This window comes from Acetobacter sp. AC2005, assembly GCF_037901235.1.
GTDB lineage: Bacteria > Pseudomonadota > Alphaproteobacteria > Acetobacterales > Acetobacteraceae > Acetobacter > Acetobacter oryzoeni.
In genome coordinates this window covers 1,662,667-1,685,691 of record NZ_CP149625.1, presented here as the reverse complement: position 1 = coordinate 1,685,691, position 23,025 = coordinate 1,662,667, and the positions used below count along the sequence as shown (strand labels likewise).

Here is a 23,025-nt window from a genome sequence, read left to right as displayed (position 1 = left end):
TGCTTCAGAAATACGCCGTTGCTTCATGCTAACTGCATGCAATGGCCATTCTTGCGCCATGAGGATCGGGCAATGCCCTCAACTTATATCATTTCCAATTCAGAACAAAAAATATCATGCTATCGGCAAGATTTTTTATCCATTGTCCGTGCAATCTATGTCGGAACAGTTCTTTTCTCATTGAATATTGCTTTTAACGCCACCACTGCACGCGCCCAGCAGAGTGAACCGACTAAATCTCTTGAGAGCCCCCAACTTTCTTCAAAACCTATTATCAACGCTGAGATACCCAAAAAACACAAACGCCCAATAGCAGAAGAACGTCTGGACGCTCTGTTTGATACAGAAAGCCTTTCCTACCTGCTAAACCACAATAATACAGCGTTACGTAGGCAGGATATCAGCGCTGGGTATTTTGTTGCCGAACAGGCTTTTGGCAATTTGGCCCCCGGCCTTAAACCTTGGCGCGACAGGTTAAGTGAACACGGCTTCACCTTTGAGTTAACCTACAAAGGTGAAGGTATGGCCAATCTTGCTGGCGGCCTTTCAAAAGGTATGGATTACACGCACGAAATACGTGCCAGCATGCTGTTTGATCTGGGCAAGTTAACAGGTTGGAATCCGCTACAAGGGTGGTACCTGCATGGTATTGTTATGAACCGTGAAGGCAGGCAGGTCGGTTGGGATCATGTTGGAGAAAGAAACGTACTTCTTACAGAAGTATGGAGCATCCACGGGCCGGCAGCAGCTCGCCTGGCAGATCTGTATCTGGAAAAATCTTTTCTCAATAACCGCATCAATATCAATGTAGGACGCATTTCACTTACGCACACATATTCTACTTCTATTTTACTGTGCACATTCATGACCATGTGCTCTGCGCCCATGGCTATACGAGAACCGGCTGGTTGGAGTGTTTACCCCAAAACATCATGGGGAGGCACAGTACGCTTTCGGCCAACGCATGATCTTATCCTGCGCACAGGCATTTATCGCATAGGCCCTAAAGCCCGCGATAACACAGGCTGGGCATGGGGCGATGAGCCTTATACGGGCATTCAAACTCCGGTTGAATTAACGTGGGAGCCGTTTTTTGGCACGCGTAAGCTTCCCGGTCATTACAAAATCGGCTTTGGCCACGATACTTCACCTTACCCGGATATGGTTGGCACCATTCCGGCGGCTTTTGCGGGGTCTGTGCATCCACACAAGCTCAAGCCGCGTGATACATTTTATATAGAGGCAGATCAGATGGTGTATCGCAGCCATGGCGAACACCAAATGGCTGGCGGCTACGTGTTGGCAGGGTTTATTCATAACACGCCAAGTAACTCTACATTCTCAAACGAATTTTATGCTGGCGCTTCCCTTCTGGGCATTATCCCCCACCGGCCATTGGATCGTCTGGGCGTGATGTATTCCTATTACCAGCTCAGCCCCCGTCTGGCCTACGGGCAACGCATGCAGGAAGCCGCTGGCGTTCCGCTTGGCCCTTATATCAATGGACCACAAACGCATTCCGCCATTCTAGAAGCGTATTACGGCATTCCTGTCACACCGGGTTTGGTTATTACGCCGGAGTTTGAATATATGATGCGCCCCGGAGAAACCTCGGTTATTCCCAATGCCATTCTGGCGGGACTTAAGGTTATTGCTGCCCTGTAAGACAAAGCGAGGCGCAAAAACCTCTCACCTGCTCTGCTTTTCCCATACTGGCACCAAGTCCTCTTATTGCTAGAATAAATGCTTGAACAGATGGATGGTGCTGCGCAAGCGGCTTAAAAGGGAATGCCGTGCACGGTTTTTGCTTCATATTGAAGCAGAAACTTATAGTCGGCAGCTGCTCCCGCAACTGTAAGGGGAGGTTGGACCTGCTGCCGGTCACGGCTAGCCACTGGCCAGTAATACGGCTGGGAAGGCAAAAGGTCTAACACACACCATATCCCCAAGCCAGGAGACCTGCCTCCATCAGGCACATCACACCGGGCGGGATGAACCGGTAGCGGCAGGACAAGGCAGCAAAATGTACAAACATGCCTTTAGCTCATTTATAACAGCACTGCTTCTTGCATGGGGCACCATACCTTCTCATGCTCATGCAGAAAACGCCTCCACACCAACCATAACAGGGCAATGGATTACAGAAGACGGCAAAGGCGTGTTCGATATCCATAGCTGTGGCGATAAGATGTGCGGGAATCTTGTAGGGTTGAACCTAACGCAGGATGAAGAAGCTTCTGGCCGCAGAAAAACTGAATGTAACCTTCAGATGCTCAAAGGCTTCCACCCCATGGAAGACCGGCATGACCATTGGAAAGGCCACATTTTTGACCCTCAAAGCAAAAATACTTACGATGCCATTGTATGGGTGGCGGAAGACGGCTCCCTGAAATTGCATGGTTTTTTAGGTTTGGAACTCTTTGGCAGAACAGATACGTGGCAGCCATTTCATGGCCATATAGGTAATAACTGCCGCATTAACTCCTGAGCATACCTGCATCAACTAGGCATGAAATAGGTATTATGCCGTTATAACAGGTTGCAAGCTCAGGCCTTCTCTATAAAACCATTCACAATTTGGCATTCAATATTTCTCCGCAATGTTTCATTCCGACAGGGCGGAGCCCGGCTTTGTAGGGAGAACCCGAAGAATGAGACAAACGCACAAGGGGCAGCCTGTAGCGGAATGGTGTGCATCCCCTAACGCCATGCGCTTGAACAAGCTTTTACGTATGTCCCGGCGAGATGTGCTTTTAGGTGGTATTGGTCTTTCTGTTGCAGGCGCAACGGGTGCAGCCCTTGCGGCAGATACCGCTCCTGCCACTCCAAACAATGAAGATCTATCCCGCTTTATGCAGGTATCCCAGCGCCTGACAGATAGAGAGACGTTAAACCCCCAGATTGGCGCGGCCCTGTACGCCAACATCGTGCAGGCCAACGTAGATCGGAAAGACAAACTTAACGCCCTGCATACCCTGCTGGAGCGGGAAAAATTTACAACAGCATCAGCCTTTGCACATGCTGCGGAAAAATCTGATCCAAAGCTTAAAGATGTCATCCACGAAATTCTAACCGGCTGGTACCGGGGCATTGCGGATGGCAAGGTGGTGGTTTACCGCTCTGCCCTGATGTTCGACATCACCAAGGATGCCGTTTATCCCAAAACCTACGCAACGGGCGGCCCATTCTACTGGACAAGCAAGCCACCAGAAGTTGCACGCCCCAAAGGGCATCCTGCACTTTCTGCTTCCGCCCTTGTTATCGAACCGACCTGATCTTACGGGATACCCCGCCTTATGCCCTCCGAAGAAAATCTTTCAGCCGACGTTGTGATCGTAGGATCAGGCGTTGCAGGCAGCTCTATTGCCAATGAACTGGCACGTGCCGGTATTTCCGTCATTGTGCTGGAAGCTGGCCCGCGCGTTGACCGCCAGCATTTTGTGGAAAACTTCCGCAATCTGGAAAACAAACCGTCCTACCAAGGGCCCTTCCCGGCCGTACCTTGGGCACGGCATCCGCCTGATCAGCAAACCCCGAACGATTACCTGCACACCACCGGCCCGAATGCCGAAGCCTATCAGCAGGTTTACCTGCGCATGATGGGCGGCACCACATGGCACTGGGCAGGTTGTGCCTGGCGCTACCTGCCATCAGACTTTGAACTGAAAACACGTTACGGTCAGGGCCGCGATTGGGCTTTGACATATGATGATCTAGGGCCTGTTAGATCTTGAATTTCTTCCCATATTGTAGGGATGGAAGAAGGAGACAGAACAGGCACCTTTACGGACGAGACATGGGCGATCTGGGAACCTCTGATTGAGGAGGTTCGCCCGAGGGGCAAGACGCCGCCACATGATCTGCGGCGGACGATAGCAGCGATTTTCTGGCGTCATGAGAATGGCGCGAAATGGCGGAGTATCCCCGCTGAACTGGGTCCGTGGTGGCGGGCTGCGCAGCTTTTCATCCGCTGGGCGAAGCTCGGCGTATGGGAGCGGCTGCTCGCACTGGTTCAGGAACAACAGGGAGTGGCATTCGGAATGACTTTTCTGGATGGCACAAACATCAGGGCTCACCACAAAGCGGCGGGAGCCCAAAAAAAGGGGCCTCTTTCGAAGAGCGAGACCATCGTGAAGCACTTGGCCGCTCTCGCGGTGGCTATGGCACAAAAGTCTGCGTGATCGCTGATGGACATGGAAAAGCCTTCGGTTTTGCGCTGGCCCCTGGACAGGCTCATGAACTGCCTCTGGCACCAGCCATGCTCGACAGCCTTCCCGCCACTCCCCTGTGGGTAGTAGCGGACAAGGGCTACGCGTCGAACGCCATGCGTGAACGGATATGGGACATGGGAGCACGGCCAGCCATTCCCGCGAAACGACGCGATGGCCCGGTCGCCTGCCCCAAATGGGCCTATCGGTGTCGGCATCTCGTTGAGAACCTCTGGGCTCGCCTCAAGGAGTGGCGCGCTGTCGCAACCAGATATGAAAAAACAGCAACGTCGTTCCTCGCGGTCATCCACATCGCTGCCGCAGCAGACTGGATCAAGCCCTAACAGGCCCTAGAACCCTTTTACTATCAGGCAGAAGTCATGATGGGGGTTTGTGGGCCAGATCCTGCGGTGGAAGATCTTGGGTCCCCCCGTAAACAGCCTTATCCTATGGATGCGCTGCCCATTTCCTACGCTGCGCAGCAGTTTCGTAAGCTGATTCAGGAAAAAACGCCGTGGCGCGTGGTGCATGAACCACAGGCCCGTAACACCCGCCCGTATGATAGCCGCCCAACGTGTGAAGGGCATAATAACTGCATGCCTATCTGCCCTATTGGGGCCATGTATAACGGCAGCTATTCTGTTTACCACGCAGAAGCCGCCGGGGCTAAGTTTATCCCCAACGCTGTAGTGTATAAGATTGAGCGAGACAGCGCGAACAAGCGCGTAACCGCCGTGCATTACTTTGACCCCGACAAAGGGTCTCACCGCGTAACGGGCAAATATTTTGTTATTGCCGCGCACTGCATTGAAACAGCCAAACTGCTGCTACTTTCTGCCGATGAGCAAAGCCCAGATGGTGTTGCCAACAGTTCCGGCCATGTAGGCCGCAACATGATGGACCATACAGGCGTGCAGGTAACCTTTATCAGTGGTGACCAAGCCTTGTGGCCAGGCCGTGGACCTCTCGAAACGAACGTGATTGACAATTTCCGTGATGGAAACTGGCGTACGGATCGTGGTGCTTATCTTGTACATATGGTGGATGATAACCAGGTGGATCTGGCCACCCAGCTGGCAATTTCCAAAGGTTACGTTGGCCGAGAACTGGAAGAACAGATCCGCTATCTGGCTTCGCACACAGTGCGCCTGTTCAGCCATAACGAAGCCCTGCCAGACCCCAATAACCGCCTCACACTCAGCAAGGATCATAAGGATATTCTGGGGATCCCGCACCCGGAAGTGTATTACAAGCTGCCCGAATATACCGTGCGCAGTTGTGAACACACGCGCTATGTTTTCCGTGACCTTATCAAGCTGATGCACGGCACGGATGAACAATGGACACCGGGCTACTTCCCGCAGGATCACCCCGCAGGCAGCACCATTATGGGCACGGACCCCAAGGATTCCGTAGTGGATGGCCATTGCCGGACGCATGACCATGACAACCTGTTTATTGCCAGTTCCTCGGTTTTCTCAACCGTTGGCACCGGCAACATCACCCTGACTGTAGCCGCCTTGGCGCTACGTGTTGCCGATACGCTGAAAAAAGAACTTGCTCATGCCTGATTTTTCCAAAACCTTGCGCGTCCTTCTTTCAGCAAGCACGGTCATTGGTGTTTGTGCCCTTAGCCAGACACCTGTGCATGCAGAAAATGCTGCTCCAGATCAGGCGGTGCTGGATCGTGGTGCCTATATTGCCACTGCGTCAGATTGTATTGCCTGCCACACCAAACCCGGTTCGCAGCCTTTTGCTGGTGGCCTAAAAATTGCAACACCTATGGGTGATGTGATTTCCACCAACATCACGCCGGACCCAGACCACGGCATTGGCAAATATACAGAGCAGGACTTTGAACAGGCCGTACGCCACGGTGTGCGCAAAGATGGTGCTTACCTGTACCCTGTTATGCCTTATGTTTCTTACGCAGGTATGACAGACCAAGATGTGCATGCACTTTATGTGTGGTTCATGCACAGCGTAAAACCAGTAGCCAGCGCCCCAGCAGAAACAACATTGGTGTTTCCTGCCAATATGCGTAGCGCAATGGCGGCATGGAACTTTGTAACCACCAAGGAAGAACCAGAAAGCGGGGATTCCAGCACATATGATCCGCTACGCCGGGGTAAGTATCTTACCAATGCGTTGGAACATTGTGGTACCTGCCATACCCCCCGTAACTTCATGCTAAGTGAAAAGCAGGACAGATATCTGGCCGGCACCTCGCTAGATGGATGGTATGCTCCCAACATTACCTCCAGCAAAACCGGCGGTATCGGCAACTGGAGCGAAGACGATATTGTTGCCTACCTGAAAACAGGCCACGCCAATGGCCATGCGCAGGCAGCAGGCCCCATGGCAGAAGCCGTGGAACATAGTACCAGCCATCTGACAGATCAGGACCTGCACGCCATAGCCACTTATATTCATCAAGTGCCAGCTATGGATGATGATATGGAACATCAGGCACGAGATAGCTTTGGCAAAGCCACCGAAGCGCTGGACATCCGCCAAAGTGCCCCTACCCGCATTGATGATCTGACCGAGATGGACGGTCAACACGCATATGATGCCAACTGCGCAGCCTGCCACGGCCAGACAGGTATGGGCACGAAGGACCAATACGCACCCTCACTGTTCCACAACTCCACTATAGGCAGCGCACGGCCAGATAACCTTATCATGACCATTCTACACGGGGTGCAGCGTAAAACCGAAGCAGGTGATGTCTCTATGCCTGACTTTAGCGGGCATTCAGACGTGCAACGTTTGAGTGATGATGAGATTGCCAAGATCGTGAATTATGTGATGGCAACCTTTGGCAGTGGAGACCCACACGTAACAGCAGATCAGGTTGCGCAGTTCCATAAAGACAAATAACAGCCACCCCACATACAAGGTGGTTGCACCACACAACAAAAAGGGCGGAGGGATTTAAAACCCCTCCGCCCTTTTTGCATGATCTTCAGAACGAAGACTGAAACCTTAGAAAGAAGGCTTTTCATGAAGAGCAGATACCAAGCGTGTAATGGTATGTGCCTTTAGGGCTTCTGGCCCACCTTCCGTGCCATAGCCGGAATCTTTCATGCCACCAAACGGCACTTCCGGCACACCAATGCCATGATGATTAACGGCAACCATGCCGGCTTCCAGCTTTTCACCCAGCAAGCGTTCCGTGCGTTCACAACGTGTATAAACATAAGCTGCCAAACCATATGGCAAACGGTTGGCTTCCGTTACTGCATCAGCCAGATCAGAATACTCATCCATAATGGCAATCGGACCAAAAGGTTCTTCTTGCATCACCCGCATTTCCAGCGTTGGCTTCAACACCAATGTGGGTGGGAAGAAGCATCCTTCATTTGGCATGGAAATATCGGGCTGCCACAGTTCCGCACCTTTCTGGCGGGCATCCGCAACCAGTTCGGTCAATGCCTTTACGCGGCGCTCATTCACCAATGGCCCCATGGTCACGCCTTCATCCAGACCATTGCCGATCTTAAGCGCGCTCATCTGAGCTTTGAATTTTTCAATAAATGGCGCTGCAATTTCCTTATGTAAAAGAAAACGTGTGGGAGCAATGCACACCTGCCCGGCATTGCGGAACTTGGCTGCTGCCAGACGTTCAGCAGCGGCATCCAGATCTGCATCCGGGCACACAATAACCGGACCGTGGCCGCCGAGTTCCATGGTTACTGGCTTCATCTGCGCACCAGCCAATGCTGCCAGATGCTTGCCTACAGGCGTAGAACCTGTGAAGGAAATTTTACGCACAACGGGGTGCGCTATCAGATACTCAGAAATTTCTGCTGGCACACCATACACCAGAGAAACTGCACCTGCCGGAATGCCGGCATCACAGAAACACCGGATCAGTTCTGCCGGAGAAGCGGGCGTATCTTCCGGGGCCTTTACAATAACCCCACACCCTGCACCCAAAGCGGCGCCCAGCTTGCGGGCAATCTGGTTGATGGGGAAGTTCCACGGTGTAAAGGCAGCCACAACACCTATCGGGCGGTGCAACACGCGCTGTTCCACATAAGGCGCACGCGGTGGCACCAGTTCATCGTTCAGGCGGCGGCCTTCTTCACCGAAATATTCAATAACACCGGCAGCGCCCTGAATTTCGATAATTGCCTGAGCAAGAGGTTTGCCCTGTTCCTCACTCATAATACGGCCAATTTGCTCTGCCCGTTCACGCAGCAGATCTGCCGCCTTGCGCATAATCACAAAGCGATCCCACGCCGTAAGGTTACGCCATGCCTGGTAACCTACCTGCGCACCCGCAACCACTTTTTCCAGATCAGCCTTGGAAGCATGGGCTACCTGCCCAATAACCTGACCCGTAGCCGGATTGGTAACTGGAATGGTACGACCATCTGCCGCATCTTGCCATTTCCCGGCCACCAACAGCTGCGTGCGTATTTCTTTTTCTGACATCTACATCTCTCAAGCAGAACGGGCAGACATCCACCATGGAGCCTTTGTCCGGATTTTTTTTGCTGACACCATTTTATGTACTGCCATGCAAGAAAAAAGAGGTCTATACACCCCAGCGCATAATGGCTTCCTGCCCGGCTCAGTTCCATCCGGCAGGGCTATTATCCCTCAAACCCTCAGTTGTATCAGTAGAAAGCCCATGCTTTTCAAAACCCTGTCCGGTCAGACAATCATCGGGCTGTGCGCCTTGTTTGCTGCCACTTTTACGGCCATTACCAGCGAAGTTGCCCCCGTAGGGTTGCTGATAGATATGGCAAATTCCTTCCATATCACAGAAGGTAAAGCCGGTCTGGCAGTCAGTGCATATGCGCTGGTTGTGGCGCTGGCGGCGGTGCCGCTCACCATTCTTACAGCTAAAATCAACCGCAAGACGCTCATGCTGTGGGCTCTGATTGGCTATATCGCGTCTAATCTCATTGCCGCTTTGGCGCCCACCTTTGCCATTTTGTGCTTAGGCCGTGCCGTGGGTGGGGCTGCCCATGCGCTTATGATGTCCATTGTTTCTGCTTATGCGGCGCATCTGGTTCCCCCTCGCATGACAGGACGCGCCATTTCCTTTGTATTTGGCGGCACATCTTTGGGGTCTGTTCTGGGAGTACCCGGCACTGCCGCCATTGGACAACTGGCAGGCTGGCGGGTTTCCATGATGGTGGTTACGGGGTTGGCCGCTATTCTCACCGTGTGCATCGCGTTTTTTCTGCCCAAGGTCGAAGCATCTTCCAGTTCCGTGCATCTTCCTTCATTCCGTACACCGGGTGTTGCGCGGGTTTTTGCGGTGGTGATTGCCGTAAACACGTTGTTCTTTCTGGGGCATAACCTTTTATACACTTATGTTTCACCATTGCTGATGTCTCATGGGTTGCCAGAAAGCGCGCTGAGTATCGCCCTGTTGATTACAGGTGGCGTGAGTATTCTTGGATTATGGGCTGCCGGACAGATGGTGGATTCCAGACCAGCACTCGGATTGCTGGTAGCTGGCCTAATTACCGCGTGCGGTATGGGCTCGCTCTGCGGTTCTCTCCTTAGTGGGTGGAGCGCTGTTGCTGCTGTGGGCCTGTGGTGCGCAGGTTACGCCGCACTTATTCCGGTTATTATGTCTGGTGCTATTCGCAGTCGCGCCACAACGGCTGACATTGCCGGTGCAGCCGTAAACGCCAGCAGCAATGTGGGTATTCTGTTCGGGTCTGCCGCTGGCGGCATGATTTTAAATACCGCCGGGCTTTCTGTTTTGCCGCCCATGGCTGTTGGCATTGTTATAATGGCCACAGCACTAGGTCTGTGCAGCCCCGTTGCCTTCCCACGCGTGCTGCATGATCATTCAGAATCCGAAAACTGATATAAAATCAATGCCTATAAGGCTTTCCCCTTAAGCACTAATGGCAGCCCGGCTGCCACAAAAACAACCTGCCCTGCCTGCGCCGCTATTCGCTGGTGCAGGCGCCCTGCCTCATCCCTAAAGCGGCGGGCCAAGGCATTTTCTGGCACAATTCCCAGCCCTACTTCATTGCCTACAAGAATGGTGGGGGCCAAGCGCTCTGGCAACACTTCCAGCAGGCGGTGTGTTGCTTCCTCAATATTTTGATCATCCAGCAACATGTTGGTCACCCACAAGGTCAGGCAATCCACCAATACAGGCAAATGCGCATAGGTTTTTAACACCCATGCAATGTCAAATGGCTCTTCAACCGTTTGCCATCCCTGTTCTGTGCGGCTGGCCTTGTGGTGTTCAATCCGTTCCTGCATTTCTGCATCAAACGCTCGACCTGTTGCCAGATAGATCCAAGGAGATGGCAAGGCAGTTAGCATTGCTTCAGCTAAACCACTCTTTCCTGAACGGGCGCCCCCCAAAATCAGAACAGTGCCCTGCGCCCCTGTTTCTGTTGGATTGAGAGATAGAACACTCATGCTATATGCGCCTCACCATTTTTGTTTGCTTACATCCTTATAACATCACAAAATCAACGATATGCCAGCATCTCTTTCTTTTTCTAACGCGCCGCTCTGCCTTGGTTCCATGCAGGAACTCAGAAACCTATGTAGCAATTTGCCGCAAGCAGATAAGGCTGCCCAAAACGCCATTGCACAGCGTGAGCAGCAGCTTACCAAGCCCGAAGGTAGCCTTGGCCGCCTTGAAGAACTGACAAGCTGGCTAGGCGGTTGGCAGCAACGTGCCACACCACAACTGGAAAATGTGCAGGTCTTGGTTTTTGCAGGCAACCACGGAGTAACGCGGCAAGGAATCTCTCCTTGGCCTTCTGATGTTACAGCTCAAATGGTCAGTAATTTCCGTAACGGAGGGGCTGCTATCAACCAGATCGCCAGAACGGTTGGGGCATCCTTGCACGTTATTCCTGTGCATGATCTGCAACCTACAGCAGATTTTACGCATGCAGCTGCCATGACAGAGCAGGATTTCTTGCAAGCTGTCACGCTTGGCTACAATGCCGTTTCATCTGACTGCGATCTACTGTGCCTGGGTGAAATGGGCATTGGAAACACCACAACCGCAGCAGCTTTGGCCGCCGCCTTATTTAAGGAAAGCGGCATTATCTGGGCCGGGCGCGGAACCGGTGCAGATGATGCAGGATTAAAGCGCAAAGCAACTGTTATTGACGCAGCACTTACCCTGCATCAGCACGCATCTTCTGATCCATTGGAAACCGCACGTTGTGTTGGTGGATACGAACTGGCAGCCACATTGGGTGCCACATTGGCTGCCAGGCATAAGAACGTACCCGTGCTGCTAGATGGCTTTGTTTGTACGGCAGCCACTGCACCTCTTGCGCGGTTACATCCTGATGGACTGGCCCATACCTGCCTTTCGCACTGCGCTACCACAACAGGCCAAACGCATCGCCTTGCTTCCTATCTTAAATTAGAGCCCCTTTTGGGATTGGGACTAAGGTTGGGTGAAGGCTCAGGCGCTGCTCTCGCTGTTTCCATTTTACGTGCAGCACTCGCCTGCCACACAGGTATGGCTACTTTTGCAGAAGCCGCTGTAAGCCAGAAAACATGACCTCTTCTGGCTCCCTTTCCATATTAGATAGATTACGGTTGCATTTGGCCTGTGGTATTGGGCTTCTTACCCGCATACCTGTGAATTGGCTGTTACCTGCTGCTTACCAAAATAGTTCTACTTCTTGGCCCTTGGCACAATCTATCTGGTGCTGGCCTCTTGTTGGCATGGGCATTGGAGTATTTACTGGGGGACTGTCCGCAACATTACAATTGAGCCACATTCCGCCCCTTGCAGCAGCGGGCATAGCGTTAGGAGCGCAAGTTCTTATAACAGGCGGCTTACATGAAGATGGATTGGCCGATACCGCCGATAGTTCTGGTGGCATAACCCCTGAGCGCAAGCTGGAAATCATGCGTGATAGCCGCATTGGCAGTTACGGGGTGCTGGCTTTGTGTTTGGCAATCTTGATACGCGCGGGCGTGCTTTCATCCATACATTCCATCGCATTGGCTTGCCTGATATGTGGGCTTGCTGGATGCTTGGCACGTGGCGCGTTTTTGGTTGTTACAAAAACAGTTCCACCGGCCCGGCCAGATGGTCTGGCACGCTCGCTTTACCCCTTGCCACGCAACAATCTAACAATCGCTATAACGGGCGCGATCTGTCTTAGCACTTTGCTGGCAGTATTTTTAATACCCGTCCCGCTGACAATGGCATATTTACTAACATTTATAGCGATTCCTCTTTTGCTGGCTTTGGCTATCGCCTTACTGATAGCCCAATATGCAAAACGCAAACTTGGTGGCTATACAGGTGATATTCTAGGAGCCTGTGCTGTTATTACAGAATGTGTAATTATGACGGTATTATCAGCGCTTTTTTATTAAAGTGCACACCAATCCTGCAAAGCTTCTTCCAACCTGTGCCATTGCTGTTCGGATGCAGGCAAGCCCATGCGCAGCCACTGGGCATTGTACGGGAAAATCCGGGTTACAATTCCTTTCTGGCAAAGATGCTGCCATAAATCTGTGGCCTGTTCGCATTCTACTAGCTCAAACAAAACAGCTTGGCCTTTGTGGTTTAATCCTGATTTTGTCAGCAATTTTTTCAAACGAGAACTTGCAGTACGCAGTTTAATTGAAGCCTGCCTTAACCATTCTTTATCCTGCAGGGCTTGGCATCCAACTGACAACCCAATGGTGCTCACAGGCCATGATCCCAACAGATCCCGCGCATATGCGGCTATGCTAGGTTGAGCCAACAAAAACCCCAGCCTTACCCCTGGTAACCCATATGTTTTGCCAAAAGAACGTAAAACAAGCAACGCAGGGTGCGGCAATGCAAACGCAACACTCTGGCCAGTAATATCTGCAAAAGCCTCATCCACCACCAACCAACTTCCCGCAGTCTGGCAGGTATGAGCCAAATCAAGCAGATGCGAAGCCTGTATCAAACGCCCATCAGGATTATTGGGGTTACATACAACGCAGACCGTATTTTTTTGCTGTGCTGCCAATTGTAGATCAGCAAAATCAGATACTTCTGAAACTGAAATGCCGTTCTGCTTCCATGCCTGCACGTGCCCGGAATACGTTGGCCCCAATATGCAGGCCCGTTCTGCCTTCAACACCCTTGGCAACAAAGCAATCAGGCTCTGGCTTCCTCCACCAGCAACCACCATGCAGGCGTCAGAAACGCCATATGCTGTAGCAGCAGCATGCTGTAACGCCGCTTCTTCTGCCTCTTCTGGCAATGTGTGCAAAGCAGATAGATCAGGCAATTTTGCTGGGTAAGCAAAAGGACTGATCCCTGTAGAAAGGTCTACAAACGGTTGCGGTGCATCTGCAAACATCTGCATAATTTTTTGCACTTGCCCGCCATGTACAGGGATATAGCTTGGTGCTGATGATGTTTTTGCAGGCGACACAGAAACTGCAGATGCCTGTTGCAGCGGATACCCCTTGCCTTCTTGCCGCTTTTCCCGCACGCCTGCATCTACCATGCTGCTTTATCCTTTTTCTACAACCCTACCCGTTGCCGCTATAGCTGCGGGGCTAGAAGCCTTATGCGGATATCCTGCACCGCTGTTTGCTACAATAAGCCACCCTGTTGTGTGGATTGGCTTCTTGATAAACAGGCTGGAGCAGACGTTCAACCGGCCTGAATGGTCAGATACCGCACGCCGGATATCCGGTTTGTTCACGCTTTTGCTGCTTGTTGGTATTCCTGTCGGGCTGACGGTACTGATCCTCCATATTGGTTATATGCTTTTACCTGCAACTTTTATGCTTGGTGTGCAGGCTGTAGCCGCATGCACACTAGTGGCTCAGAAGTCTTTATGGGTGCATGTCAAAGCAGTTGCCACGGCACTTCAACACAGCGAAGTGGAAGGCGGACGCAATGCGGTAAGCCAAATTGTGGGGCGCGATACATCTGTGCTGGATGAAACCGGCGTTGTGCGTGCAGCCTTGGAAAGTCTGGCAGAAAACTTTTCCGACGGCATTGTTGCCCCTTTATTCTGGACGGCATTACTCGGCTTGCCCGGAACTGTCTTTTATAAAGCCGTTAACACGGCAGACAGCATGATCGGCCACCTTAACCCTCGTTATGCAGCATTCGGCATGGCTGCTGCCAAAATGGATGATCTGATTAACCTGCCAGCTTCCCGCTTGGCCGCATTGTGTATTCTGCTTTCCAGCCCCCCAACACACTGGCGCACAATCTGGTCCACCATTTGGCGAGATGCGCGCCGCCATCGCTCCCCCAATGCAGGATGGCCAGAAACAGCTCTAGCCACAGCTCTTGGTGTAAAATTTGGTGGTCCCCGCAATTATGCAGGCACCATAGTAGATGATGGGTGGATTGGAGAAGGCACCACAACTGCCACCCTGCATGATTTGGAACACGGCCTTACCCTTTACCGCAGAGCGTGTGGTATTCTGATAGGTGGGTTGCTGCTGGCCGCTATTGGCTGCATGATAAAGTCATGACAGCACCTTTTTTCTCACCTTCTTTTCAGAACCAATTAGAGCAACTGCTTATATGGCGGCGAGATGTAAGGCATTTTCGCACAACACCCCTCCCAACGCCCGTCCTGGATGAGCTGCTGGAAACGGCGTGCTTGGCACCCTCAGTCGGGTTGAGTGAACCATGGCGCTTTGTGCTGGTAAATGATTCTCGCCGCCGCGATGCTATCCGCCAGAACTTTATGCGCAGCAATACGCAGGAGCTGGAAGGGCGCGAAGGAAAAGATGCGCAACGCTATGCTCGGCTAAAACTTGCCGGGTTGGATGATGCTCCTCATCATATTGCTGTATTTTGCGAAACCAACCCCAAACAGGGGCGTGGGCTCGGCCGGACCACTATGCCGCAAACCACCACGTGGTCTGCTGTTATGGCCATTCATACTTTTTGGTTGGCTGCCACTGCACGCGGTGTTGGGGTAGGATGGGTTTCCATTCTTAACCCGCAAGAAGCACATGCTGCTTTAAGTGTCGAACCCAATTGGCAGTTTCTTGCCTATCTATGTGTTGGCTTTCCTGAACAATATGCCAATACGCCTGAACTGGAACGCCGCGGGTGGGAACAACGCAACCCAGCCAGAAGGCGGTGGATTCAACGCTAAAATATACGCGGCTTTAAATACCCGCTGGCACAGCAGCCAACTGCAACACGGCATCAAGATCAATATGTTGTTCCAGATGATCAGCCAGCGCATCCAATGCCTGTTCGACACTTTGATCATGGCACATAGGCAAATCTGCGCCAGCTGTATTCCATACGCCATCTGGCTGAAATGCAGCCCCACCTATACGTGCCAGCAAAGCCATACGTGCGGCGCGATGGTTGAAAATACCGTGCAAATAGGTGCCCCATACACGCCCATTGACAGAAACGGCACCTTCGGCTTGGTTATCTAAATAAATCAATGGGTTTTGGCAATCTGAACCTGTTGTTTGCCCTACATGCATTTCATATCCAGCAACTTTACGACCTTCTATTGCCAGTTTTCCTTCCTTGTGTTCCAGACTTTTATCTCGGCTTAAAACTGTATCAATTTTTAACAGGCCCAAGCCTTCCGTCTGCCCTACTGCTCCTTCTGTTCCATAAGGATCAGCAACAGTCTTACCCAACATCTGGTAACCACCACAAATTCCCATCACATAGCCGCCATTGGCAACATGTTCTGCAATCTGCTTGCCCCACCTCTGCTCTTTCAAACAGGCAAGATCAGATAGGGTTGCTTTTGATCCAGGCAATATAATCAGATCACATTCTGGCAAAATCTGCCCACGTTTAACCGGAATAAGGTGCACACCGGGTTCTGCATAAAGTGGGTCTAAATCATCAAAGTTCGCGATCATCGGCAAAAGAGGCACGACAACACGCAACGGAGTATTTTGATTTAATTTTGTTTTTGAATTCTTTTCTGCATACGCAAGTTTTTCATCCAGATCAGCCGCATCTTCTGCTGGCAAGCTTCTCACTTCTGGCAAATCCGGTACAAGTCCTAATGGCTGCCATCCTGTGCGTTCAGCAATAAACTGCATCCCAGAAGCAAATAATGTTGGATCACCCCGCATGCGGTTTACAATAAACCCTTTAATACGTTGAGCATCTTCCTGACTTACAACAACCTGTGTGCCAACAAGGCTGGCAATTACTCCGCCTCTATCTATATCCCCCACAAGTACAACCGGTGCGTTTACAGCTTCTGCAAACCCCATATTGGCAATATCATGTGCTCGTAAATTGACTTCAGAAGCAGACCCAGCACCTTCTACCAAAACCAGTTCTGCCTTGGCCGCAAGTTTGGAAAAACTTTGTAAAACAGCCGGCATTAAAAATGCTTTTCGGCTTTGATAATCCCGCGCTTGCACTGTTTCTTCAATACGCCCTTGCACAACAAGCTGCGCGCCTGTTTCCCCTTGTGGTTTGAGCAAAACAGGATTCATATCCACGCTTGCAGGCACGCCACAGGCACGCGCCTGCAAGGCCTGAGCACGCCCAATTTCACCACCATCCCATGTTACTGCAGCATTATTGGACATGTTCTGCGGCTTAAAAGGTAACACTCTCAGACCACGCCGCGTAAAAGCCCGCGCAAGACCTGCAACAAGTGTAGATTTGCCTACGCTGGACCCGGTGCCTTGCACCATCAGAACGCGAGCACTCAAAACTCTATGCCTTCCTGCGCTTTTACGCCTGCTTTAAAATGGTGTTTCACCAATGTCATTTCTGTCACCAAATCAGCCGCTTCCAGCATGGCTTCCTTGGCATTGCGGCCTGTTACGGCAACATGCTGGTTTGCGGGGCGTGCGGAAATATCTGCCAACACCTGTTCTATAGGCAGGTAATCATATCTGAGTGCAATGTTTAGCTCATCTAGAATAACCAACCCAACATCCGGGTTTGCCAGTGTTTGCTGTGCAACACGCCATGCACGCTGGCACGCAGCAATATCTCGTGCTTTATCCTGCGTTTCCCATGTAAAGCCTTCACCCAGAGCGTGCCATTCTACCAGATCTTCAAATCGCTCCAGCGCCTTGCGCTCCCCCGTATGCCAAGCCCCTTTGATAAACTGGATCACAACAACACGCCGCCCATATCCGAGCATCCGCAAAGCCAGACCAAATGCTGCAGTAGATTTTCCTTTTCCGGCACCTGTATTTACAATCAACAGGCCTTTTTCCACTGTCTTGCTGGCAACTTCTTTATCTTGCACAGCTTTGCGTTTTTGCATTTTGGTACGGTGATGCTCTGCATCCTGTGCTGATGGTGGCTTTTGCGAACTTGTCATACCTGGCACGGTTCTTTCTTTTTATGATGTTTGTGAAAATCTGCTTCAGTTAAATTCAAGTTGCTCTTGTCACCTACCATGAACAAGCGCGCAAACCCCTGCGGCATAGAAGGTGCAAGAAGCTGCGGTTTATAGCCGCCTGCAAAGGCGCTAAGCAGCCTTAGCGGCCCCCCATGCGATAAAACACATACATTTTCTTCGCGCTGACACACTTCGCGCCAAAAGCTTTGAATTCTCTGATGCAGATCTTGCCCACTTTCACCTTCTGGCGGTGCAAAACCTGCCGGATTCTGTGCCCATTCATCCAGCAATGTGCGGTCTATATCCTGCCAACGCACACCTTCCCACCTACCAAAATTCAATTCCGCTAACCGATGATCCACGCGTAATTCCATACCCGCACTTTGCGCCAAACGCTGCGCCATCTGCCAACATCTTTGCGCAGGAGAACTGTATAAAACCTGGCACACAGCACCTTTTGCAAGAACAGAAAGCCCAGAAACGATATTCTCCCACCCAGGTTTGAGAGCAACATCCTGCCTGCCATAACAAACGCCCTGCGCAACCTGAACAGGAGCATGCCTTACCAGCAACACGGGAAAAGATCGCATTTCAATATCTCCTTCTCACCGCCTGCCCCGGCTTTATCAGGACGGCAGAGCACTTTGTGCATACCTTGTTATCACACAAATTTCCGCGTTCGTTTTTGCATATGCTCTTTTCACAAATAGGAAGAGTTCAAAATATTCTGATTGGAGCACCGCGCCAGAACATGAAAGAATGATCCGGAAACCAAACCACGCTGACCACCACACACACCAAGGGATGTGCCATCACCTGCTGCCAAATCAGCCAGTGGTGCATCATCACCTGTTTCTGTGACTGTAGCATAATGGAATTCGTGCCCACGCAAGCGTGTACCTGCACAACCCAATACATTATCTGCCAGTAATGTGGCTTCACGATAGCCCAAATGCAGCTTCCGATGTGCAAAAGATGTTACATGCCCTAACAAACCTGTCATGGAATGTATTTGCCCCTGTGCATCTTCTAATGCACGGCCCAAAACCATATAGCCCCCGCATTCCCCATGCACTGGGTGCTTAAGCGCAAAATCCTGCAACCCTTTTTTAAAGTGCTCTGCCTGCGCTACTTGGCCTGCGTAAAGTTCTGGGTATCCTCCGGGCAACCAACAAGCATCACAAGAAGCGTCTGGAGCCTGATTGGCCAAGGGAGAAAACGGCACCAATTCCGCACCAGCTTGTCGCCAGAATAAAGAAAGATGCCCATATAGAAACGAAAAAGCGGCATCATCTGCCACGGCAATACGTTGCCCCGGAGGAGGAATACACGCCTTTGCCATAGATACCGGATCCACTTTCCGCTCAGCCAAAGGCGTTGCCGCTTCTAAAATGGCATCCAAATCCAGTTCACGCTCTGCCTTATCTGCAAGGTCAGATAACCACCCTGCGAGGTTGCCGTGCTCACGCGCCTGCACCAGCCCCAAGTGCCGTTCTGGCAATACCTCACCCTTTTGGCGCAGGAGGGCACCACAAACAGGCAGGTCTGCCATAGCCACAGCAGAGCGCGCCAAACGCTCGTGCCGTTCGGATGCAACGCGGTTTAGTACAACACCATGCACCTGCACAGCATCGGACCACCGTGCAAAACCCTGTGCAATTGGCCCGACAGATTGCCCCTGCCCGGAAACATCCAGCACCAGCAAAACAGGAATACCAAATAGAGCTGCGATATCAGAAGGCGCGCCACGTGCACCCTCTGGCGCCATCAATCCATCAAACAAACCCATGGCAGATTCCACCACAACCACATCTACATCTTTGGCAGCGGCATCCATAATGCCAGCCAATAAATCTGTAGGCATGCACCAGCTATCCAAGTTCAGAGGTGGGCGATGTGTGATAGCGGCATGAAAAGCGGGATCTATATAATCCGGCCCAGTTTTAACGGCCCCAACCCGTAACCCTCGGCGCTGAAAAGCTGCCAGCAATGCAAGTGTAACCGTTGTTTTGCCACCACCAGAGCGAGGGGCCGCAACCATAATAATACGAGGGGTTTTCATGCCTTGTTTTCCTCATCCAAAACACAAGCCACACTATTTCCCCGTGGATGCCACAAGCCTCGCCGCCATGCATCGGCAAAGCGTGCGCGCATCGCTTCCCGTGCTGCTGGGTTTTCCTGTTTCAAGAATGCATCACACACGGCATTACCTAAGGTTTGGTCAAAAACTAGATCAAATTGCCTATCAAAACGTTGGGGCAACGTGGCCGCAAATCCGTGCAACGCATCTAGCCCGCGCGCCATTTCTGCGGCCCCTGCGTATCCGTGCTGCTGCATGCCATAAATCCATTGCGGATTAGCCAACCGGCCGCGCACAATACGCGCCACTTCCTGCGCTGCTGTACGCAAGCGGGGCATATCCGGCCGAGATGTATCTCCATGCAATATAGTTGGCATTGCCCCTAATGTAGCCGCGGCGGCAGAAAGACCACCTTCATGCGCAGCTATATCCGGGCTTTCTAAAATATCGGTTTCTGCATTGTCCTGCACATGCAGCACAGCTTCTGCCTGGCCAACCAAATTGGAAAGCGCCTGCATATCCTGCTGGCCATCTCTGCCACCACCATATGTCCAGGATGATCCTTCCAGCCAAGCTGTTCCGAGTTCCTGCTTATTGTCCCAAGCGCCAGTATTCAGGCGTTCCTCAACACCTGTGCCGTAATTACCAGACGCAGCCCCAAAAATACGAGCCGTGGCACGCTTTCGGGCCTCTCCTTCCAGCCCTTTGACAGAAGCTGCCAGAGGGTTCCATTCAGCCGGTTCATTTCGTTGGGCAACAGCAGTCACAGCTTGATCAAACAGGGCTATCTGATCTGCAAAAGCATCCCGAAACAAGCCAGAAACACGCAAAGTTACGTCCACTCTTGGCCTGTCCAGCAATGGCAAGGGAATAATTTCAAACCCGCATACATGCCCTGTACTGGCAGTGCGCTGCACTTCCACCCCCATAAGGCGCAAGGCAAGCGCCATATCCTCACCGCCCGTACGTAAGCTGGCAGATCCCCACATATCCATAACAATATGCGTCAGATGTTCGCCCTGTTCCTGCAAATGCCTTGTCAGCAACAGTTTTTCCATTTTTTTGGCCAGCACCATGGCAGAGGGTGTGGGCAATGCACGTGGGTCCACCGTAAACAGGTTACGCCCTGTTGGCAGCACATCTACGCGCCCGCGGGTTGGGGCTCCTGCTGGGCCAGGTGCGACAAAACGCCCACTTAAGGCAGCAAGAAGCGCCTGAGCCTCCGCTTGCCCACTTTGCATGATTTTATGCGCGACATTAGACGTAAAAGCAGCATCTTCCTGCCGCCCACAGGCCTGCGCAATAATTTGCACCAGTTTTTTGGAATGTGTAGCTGGTTTACCAAAAACATGCAGGCCATCACGAATTTGCAGATCTTTTACATCGCACAAATAAGCATCAAGCCGTGCAAGTGCTTCTGCTTCATCCAGTTCTCCGGGGCGCACACCACTTTCGGCCAGCATACCCGTGCGTATGGCTTTATCCAGAATATCAGCACGCAATAAAGCACCGCGACGAGGATCCAGCCCATCTGCCTCAGCATATTCATCAATCAGGCGTTCGAGTTCCTGCGCCTCTGCCGAAAGTTCAGCCTGCATAACAGGGGGCGTCATATGGCCAATAATAACCGCTCCCAAACGCCGGCGTGCGGCCGCAGCCTCGCCCGGATTATTAACAATAAATGGGTAAATAACTGGTAAATCACCTGTTAATACGGTTGGCCCACAAGATGGAGATAACGCCACAGCCTTACCGGGCAACCATTCCAGTGTGCCATGCGTACCTAAATGCACCATGGCATCGAGCTTTTTCACATGCTGCAACCACAAGTAAAACGCAACATACGCATGGCATGGCGGTGTATCCGGATCATGATACAGGGCTTTACGATCAGCCGCGGCCCCTCTGTCTGGTTGCACAGCCAGAGAAATATTCCCCAGCTGAATGTAACGCAGGCAAAAAACACCATCTTTTACATTGGCATCCTGTTCAGGGTCACCCCATGCTGCACAAACAGATTGCACAAAAGCCGGATCTAAATCTGCCAAAAGCTGACGATAGAGCTTTGTATCCAGAACAGGCTTTGAGCAGCTATCCATCAAAGCAGCAGCAAGAGCTTTTGCATCAGGAGCATCTTCTGCTCCTATATTATAGCCTGCATGATGTAAGAATGTGAGAATGGAAGAAGTTGATGCAAAACCATCCAATCCTACAGCATGCGCTATATGCGCTCCAGATTTTTCTAGCCCCGCGCCTGGATAATCAGACAGAATAATAGATATTTTCTTGTCTGATTGCGGAACTTTCCGCAGTCTAGCCCATGCAATTGCACGGCCTGCCACCAACTTTATACCTGGTTTATAAGGATCTCTGAACGCAGGCTGCCCAGGCTCCGCATCCTTTCTGAAAGAAATTGGAAAAGTTGCAATTGTGCCATCCAACTCTGGCAAGACCACTTGCATGGCCATATCTGCCCGTGCCAGACCACGTGGGCTTTCTTCCCACAAAGCCTGTGTACATCCCGGCTGCAAAAGTTGCAGAATAGGCGCATCAGCTACATCCAATGGTGAAAAACCATTCTGGTTTCGTGCAGAAAAGCACGTTGCATCCAGAACAACATCAGGTTTTGCAGATTGTAGGTAATGGCTTACATCTTTGGAAACGGATGGGTCCTTTAAAGATGTAACATACACAATTTCTACAGTGCAGCCACGCTGTGCCAGTTCTTCTGCCAGACATTCCGGGCCCGCCACATCCCCTACCAGCAAATGCGCGCGATACAGAAGTATGATCGCTTTTATCTGGAGTTGCGTCTGAGCGGCGGCAGGAGAATAAGAGCGATACACACCCCATGCTGGCAATGCTTTGGGTTGTGTTCCCTGATCTTCCTGCATACCTGCAAGAGCAGACATGAGCCCTAATGCTGCACAGATATTATCCGGGCCACCTTGCTGGAAAAAACCATTTAAGCGCGCGTAATGTTCAGCAGAAACGGTGGAAAGTTCTGCCAGCCGCCTATCACCTCCTATATGTCCTGCTTGGTGCTGCGCATCAGAGCTATGGCTTTGCAAAATATCACCGGGTAGCAAAGCTAGCGGCACACCTGTTTCACGGCTCCATGCCGCTAACTCTTCTGCCCCATAGCGCCAGTAATCCAAACCACCCAGCAACCGCACGACAACACAGCGCGCTTTTTGCAATGTGGTTTCAATATACAGATCAATCGACATAGGGTGGCGTAACCGTGCAAGGCTTGTAACCTGCAAGGTAGGGCGCAACGCGCTTCCTTCAGTTTGTGCACGTAAGAGAGCTTCTGCATGGCGCAGGGCCAGAAGATCGCTTTCTGTAAAAGAAAGTACAACCAGATCAGCTGAAGGAAGATTGAGATCTTCCGCCACTTCCTGTTCATCAAGCGTCCGGTTTTCCCGCACCAAGAGATGCATAAGCCCACTCC

At 51.7% G+C, this 23,025-nt stretch carries 18 protein-coding genes, 2 pseudogenes and 1 riboswitch; of the genes and pseudogenes, 12 read left to right on the top strand and 8 right to left on the bottom strand.

What is annotated here, in order from left to right; all coding sequences use genetic code 11:
• Positions 1 to 72 precede the first annotated feature (72 nt).
• The 7 genes and pseudogenes from QQM41_RS08155 (at position 73) to QQM41_RS08125 (ending at position 7,091) form a co-directional block, all read left to right on the top strand.
• On the top strand, positions 73 to 1,665 hold the full coding sequence (locus tag QQM41_RS08155; protein WP_339076806.1) for a carbohydrate porin: 1,593 nt from the start codon (positions 73 to 75) through the stop codon (positions 1,663 to 1,665).
• Positions 1,666 to 1,743: 78 nt separating this feature from the next.
• Positions 1,744 to 1,982: riboswitch (cobalamin riboswitch) on the top strand.
• A 41-nt stretch (positions 1,983 to 2,023) separates the two neighbouring features.
• On the top strand, positions 2,024 to 2,488 hold the full coding sequence (locus QQM41_RS08150) for a DUF2147 domain-containing protein (RefSeq protein WP_339076805.1): 465 nt from the start codon (positions 2,024 to 2,026) through the stop codon (positions 2,486 to 2,488).
• A gap of 112 nt (positions 2,489 to 2,600) precedes the next feature.
• Positions 2,601 to 3,275: a sorbitol dehydrogenase family protein gene (locus QQM41_RS08145; protein WP_339076804.1), complete on the top strand. Its 675-nt coding sequence runs from the start codon at positions 2,601 to 2,603 to the stop codon at positions 3,273 to 3,275.
• A gap of 21 nt (positions 3,276 to 3,296) precedes the next feature.
• Positions 3,297 to 3,722, top strand: a pseudogene (locus QQM41_RS08140) (FAD-dependent oxidoreductase); the annotation flags it as partial.
• Between the two features lie 33 nt (positions 3,723 to 3,755).
• Positions 3,756 to 4,552, top strand: a protein-coding gene (locus tag QQM41_RS08135) for an IS5 family transposase (RefSeq protein ID WP_082779839.1) whose coding sequence is annotated in 2 segments (ribosomal slippage) — positions 3,756 to 4,095 and positions 4,095 to 4,552 — 798 coding nt in all. Because the reading frame shifts where the segments join, the coding sequence is not laid out codon by codon here.
• 6 nt (positions 4,553 to 4,558) lie between these two features.
• Positions 4,559 to 5,779: pseudogene (locus QQM41_RS08130) on the top strand (GMC family oxidoreductase); the annotation flags it as partial.
• Positions 5,772 to 7,091, top strand: a complete 1,320-nt coding sequence (locus tag QQM41_RS08125) for a cytochrome c (RefSeq protein WP_339076803.1) — start codon at positions 5,772 to 5,774, stop codon at positions 7,089 to 7,091. The pseudogene QQM41_RS08130 and the gene QQM41_RS08125, both read left to right, overlap by 8 nt.
• Positions 7,092 to 7,196: 105 nt before the next feature.
• Here QQM41_RS08125 and QQM41_RS08120 read toward each other — a convergent pair whose 3' ends face one another.
• Positions 7,197 to 8,651, bottom strand: coding sequence for an NAD-dependent succinate-semialdehyde dehydrogenase (locus QQM41_RS08120; RefSeq protein WP_339076802.1), 1,455 nt, complete (start codon positions 8,649 to 8,651; stop codon positions 7,197 to 7,199).
• A gap of 85 nt (positions 8,652 to 8,736) precedes the next feature.
• Between QQM41_RS08120 and QQM41_RS08115 the strand changes: the two genes are divergently transcribed.
• On the top strand, positions 8,737 to 10,047 hold the full coding sequence (locus QQM41_RS08115; RefSeq protein ID WP_339076801.1) for an MFS transporter: 1,311 nt from the start codon (positions 8,737 to 8,739) through the stop codon (positions 10,045 to 10,047).
• A gap of 14 nt (positions 10,048 to 10,061) precedes the next feature.
• Here the strand turns inward: QQM41_RS08115 and cobU are convergent, their stop codons facing one another.
• On the bottom strand, positions 10,062 to 10,616 hold the full coding sequence (cobU, locus tag QQM41_RS08110; RefSeq protein ID WP_003623645.1) for a bifunctional adenosylcobinamide kinase/adenosylcobinamide-phosphate guanylyltransferase: 555 nt from the start codon (positions 10,614 to 10,616) through the stop codon (positions 10,062 to 10,064).
• 61 nt (positions 10,617 to 10,677) lie between these two features.
• On the opposite strand from cobU, the gene cobT reads away from it, so the two are divergent.
• Both cobT and cobS read left to right on the top strand, forming a co-directional pair.
• Positions 10,678 to 11,727: a nicotinate-nucleotide--dimethylbenzimidazole phosphoribosyltransferase gene (gene cobT, locus QQM41_RS08105; RefSeq protein ID WP_339076800.1), complete on the top strand. Its 1,050-nt coding sequence runs from the start codon at positions 10,678 to 10,680 to the stop codon at positions 11,725 to 11,727.
• Positions 11,724 to 12,557 carry an adenosylcobinamide-GDP ribazoletransferase gene (gene cobS / locus QQM41_RS08100; RefSeq protein WP_339076799.1) on the top strand — a complete coding sequence of 278 codons (834 nt, stop codon included), beginning with the start codon at positions 11,724 to 11,726 and terminating at the stop codon, positions 12,555 to 12,557. Before cobT ends, cobS begins: the two co-directional genes overlap by 4 nt.
• On the opposite strand, the gene cobD is transcribed toward cobS, so the two are convergent.
• Positions 12,554 to 13,672, bottom strand: a complete 1,119-nt coding sequence (cobD, locus tag QQM41_RS08095; RefSeq protein ID WP_339076798.1) for a threonine-phosphate decarboxylase CobD — start codon at positions 13,670 to 13,672, stop codon at positions 12,554 to 12,556. The genes cobS and cobD overlap by 4 nt on opposite strands.
• Here cobD and cbiB point away from each other — a divergent pair.
• On the top strand, positions 13,671 to 14,660 hold the full coding sequence (gene cbiB / locus QQM41_RS08090; RefSeq protein ID WP_339076797.1) for an adenosylcobinamide-phosphate synthase CbiB: 990 nt from the start codon (positions 13,671 to 13,673) through the stop codon (positions 14,658 to 14,660). The genes cobD and cbiB overlap by 2 nt on opposite strands.
• Entirely contained in the window at positions 14,657 to 15,295 is a 639-nt protein-coding gene (bluB, locus tag QQM41_RS08085) for a 5,6-dimethylbenzimidazole synthase (protein WP_339076796.1), read from the top strand. The genes cbiB and bluB overlap by 4 nt, the downstream gene beginning before the upstream one ends.
• Positions 15,296 to 15,308: 13 nt before the next feature.
• Here the strand turns inward: bluB and QQM41_RS08080 are convergent, their stop codons facing one another.
• From QQM41_RS08080 to cobN, 5 genes are all read right to left on the bottom strand, one after another.
• Complete coding sequence (locus QQM41_RS08080) at positions 15,309 to 16,829, bottom strand: cobyric acid synthase (protein WP_339078089.1); 1,521 nt, start codon at positions 16,827 to 16,829, stop codon at positions 15,309 to 15,311.
• Positions 16,830 to 16,843: 14 nt separating this feature from the next.
• On the bottom strand, positions 16,844 to 17,470 hold the full coding sequence (cobO, locus tag QQM41_RS08075; RefSeq protein WP_339076795.1) for a cob(I)yrinic acid a,c-diamide adenosyltransferase: 627 nt from the start codon (positions 17,468 to 17,470) through the stop codon (positions 16,844 to 16,846).
• A complete protein-coding gene (locus QQM41_RS08070; protein ID WP_339076794.1) occupies positions 17,467 to 18,081 on the bottom strand; it encodes a histidine phosphatase family protein in 615 nt (204 codons plus the stop codon). Before QQM41_RS08070 ends, cobO begins: the two co-directional genes overlap by 4 nt.
• 110 nt (positions 18,082 to 18,191) lie before the next feature.
• Entirely contained in the window at positions 18,192 to 19,553 is a 1,362-nt protein-coding gene (locus QQM41_RS08065) for a cobyrinate a,c-diamide synthase (protein ID WP_339076793.1), read from the bottom strand.
• Positions 19,550 to 23,014: a cobaltochelatase subunit CobN gene (cobN, locus tag QQM41_RS08060; protein WP_339076792.1), complete on the bottom strand. Its 3,465-nt coding sequence runs from the start codon at positions 23,012 to 23,014 to the stop codon at positions 19,550 to 19,552. The genes QQM41_RS08065 and cobN overlap by 4 nt, the downstream gene beginning before the upstream one ends.
• Positions 23,015 to 23,025 lie beyond the last annotated feature (11 nt).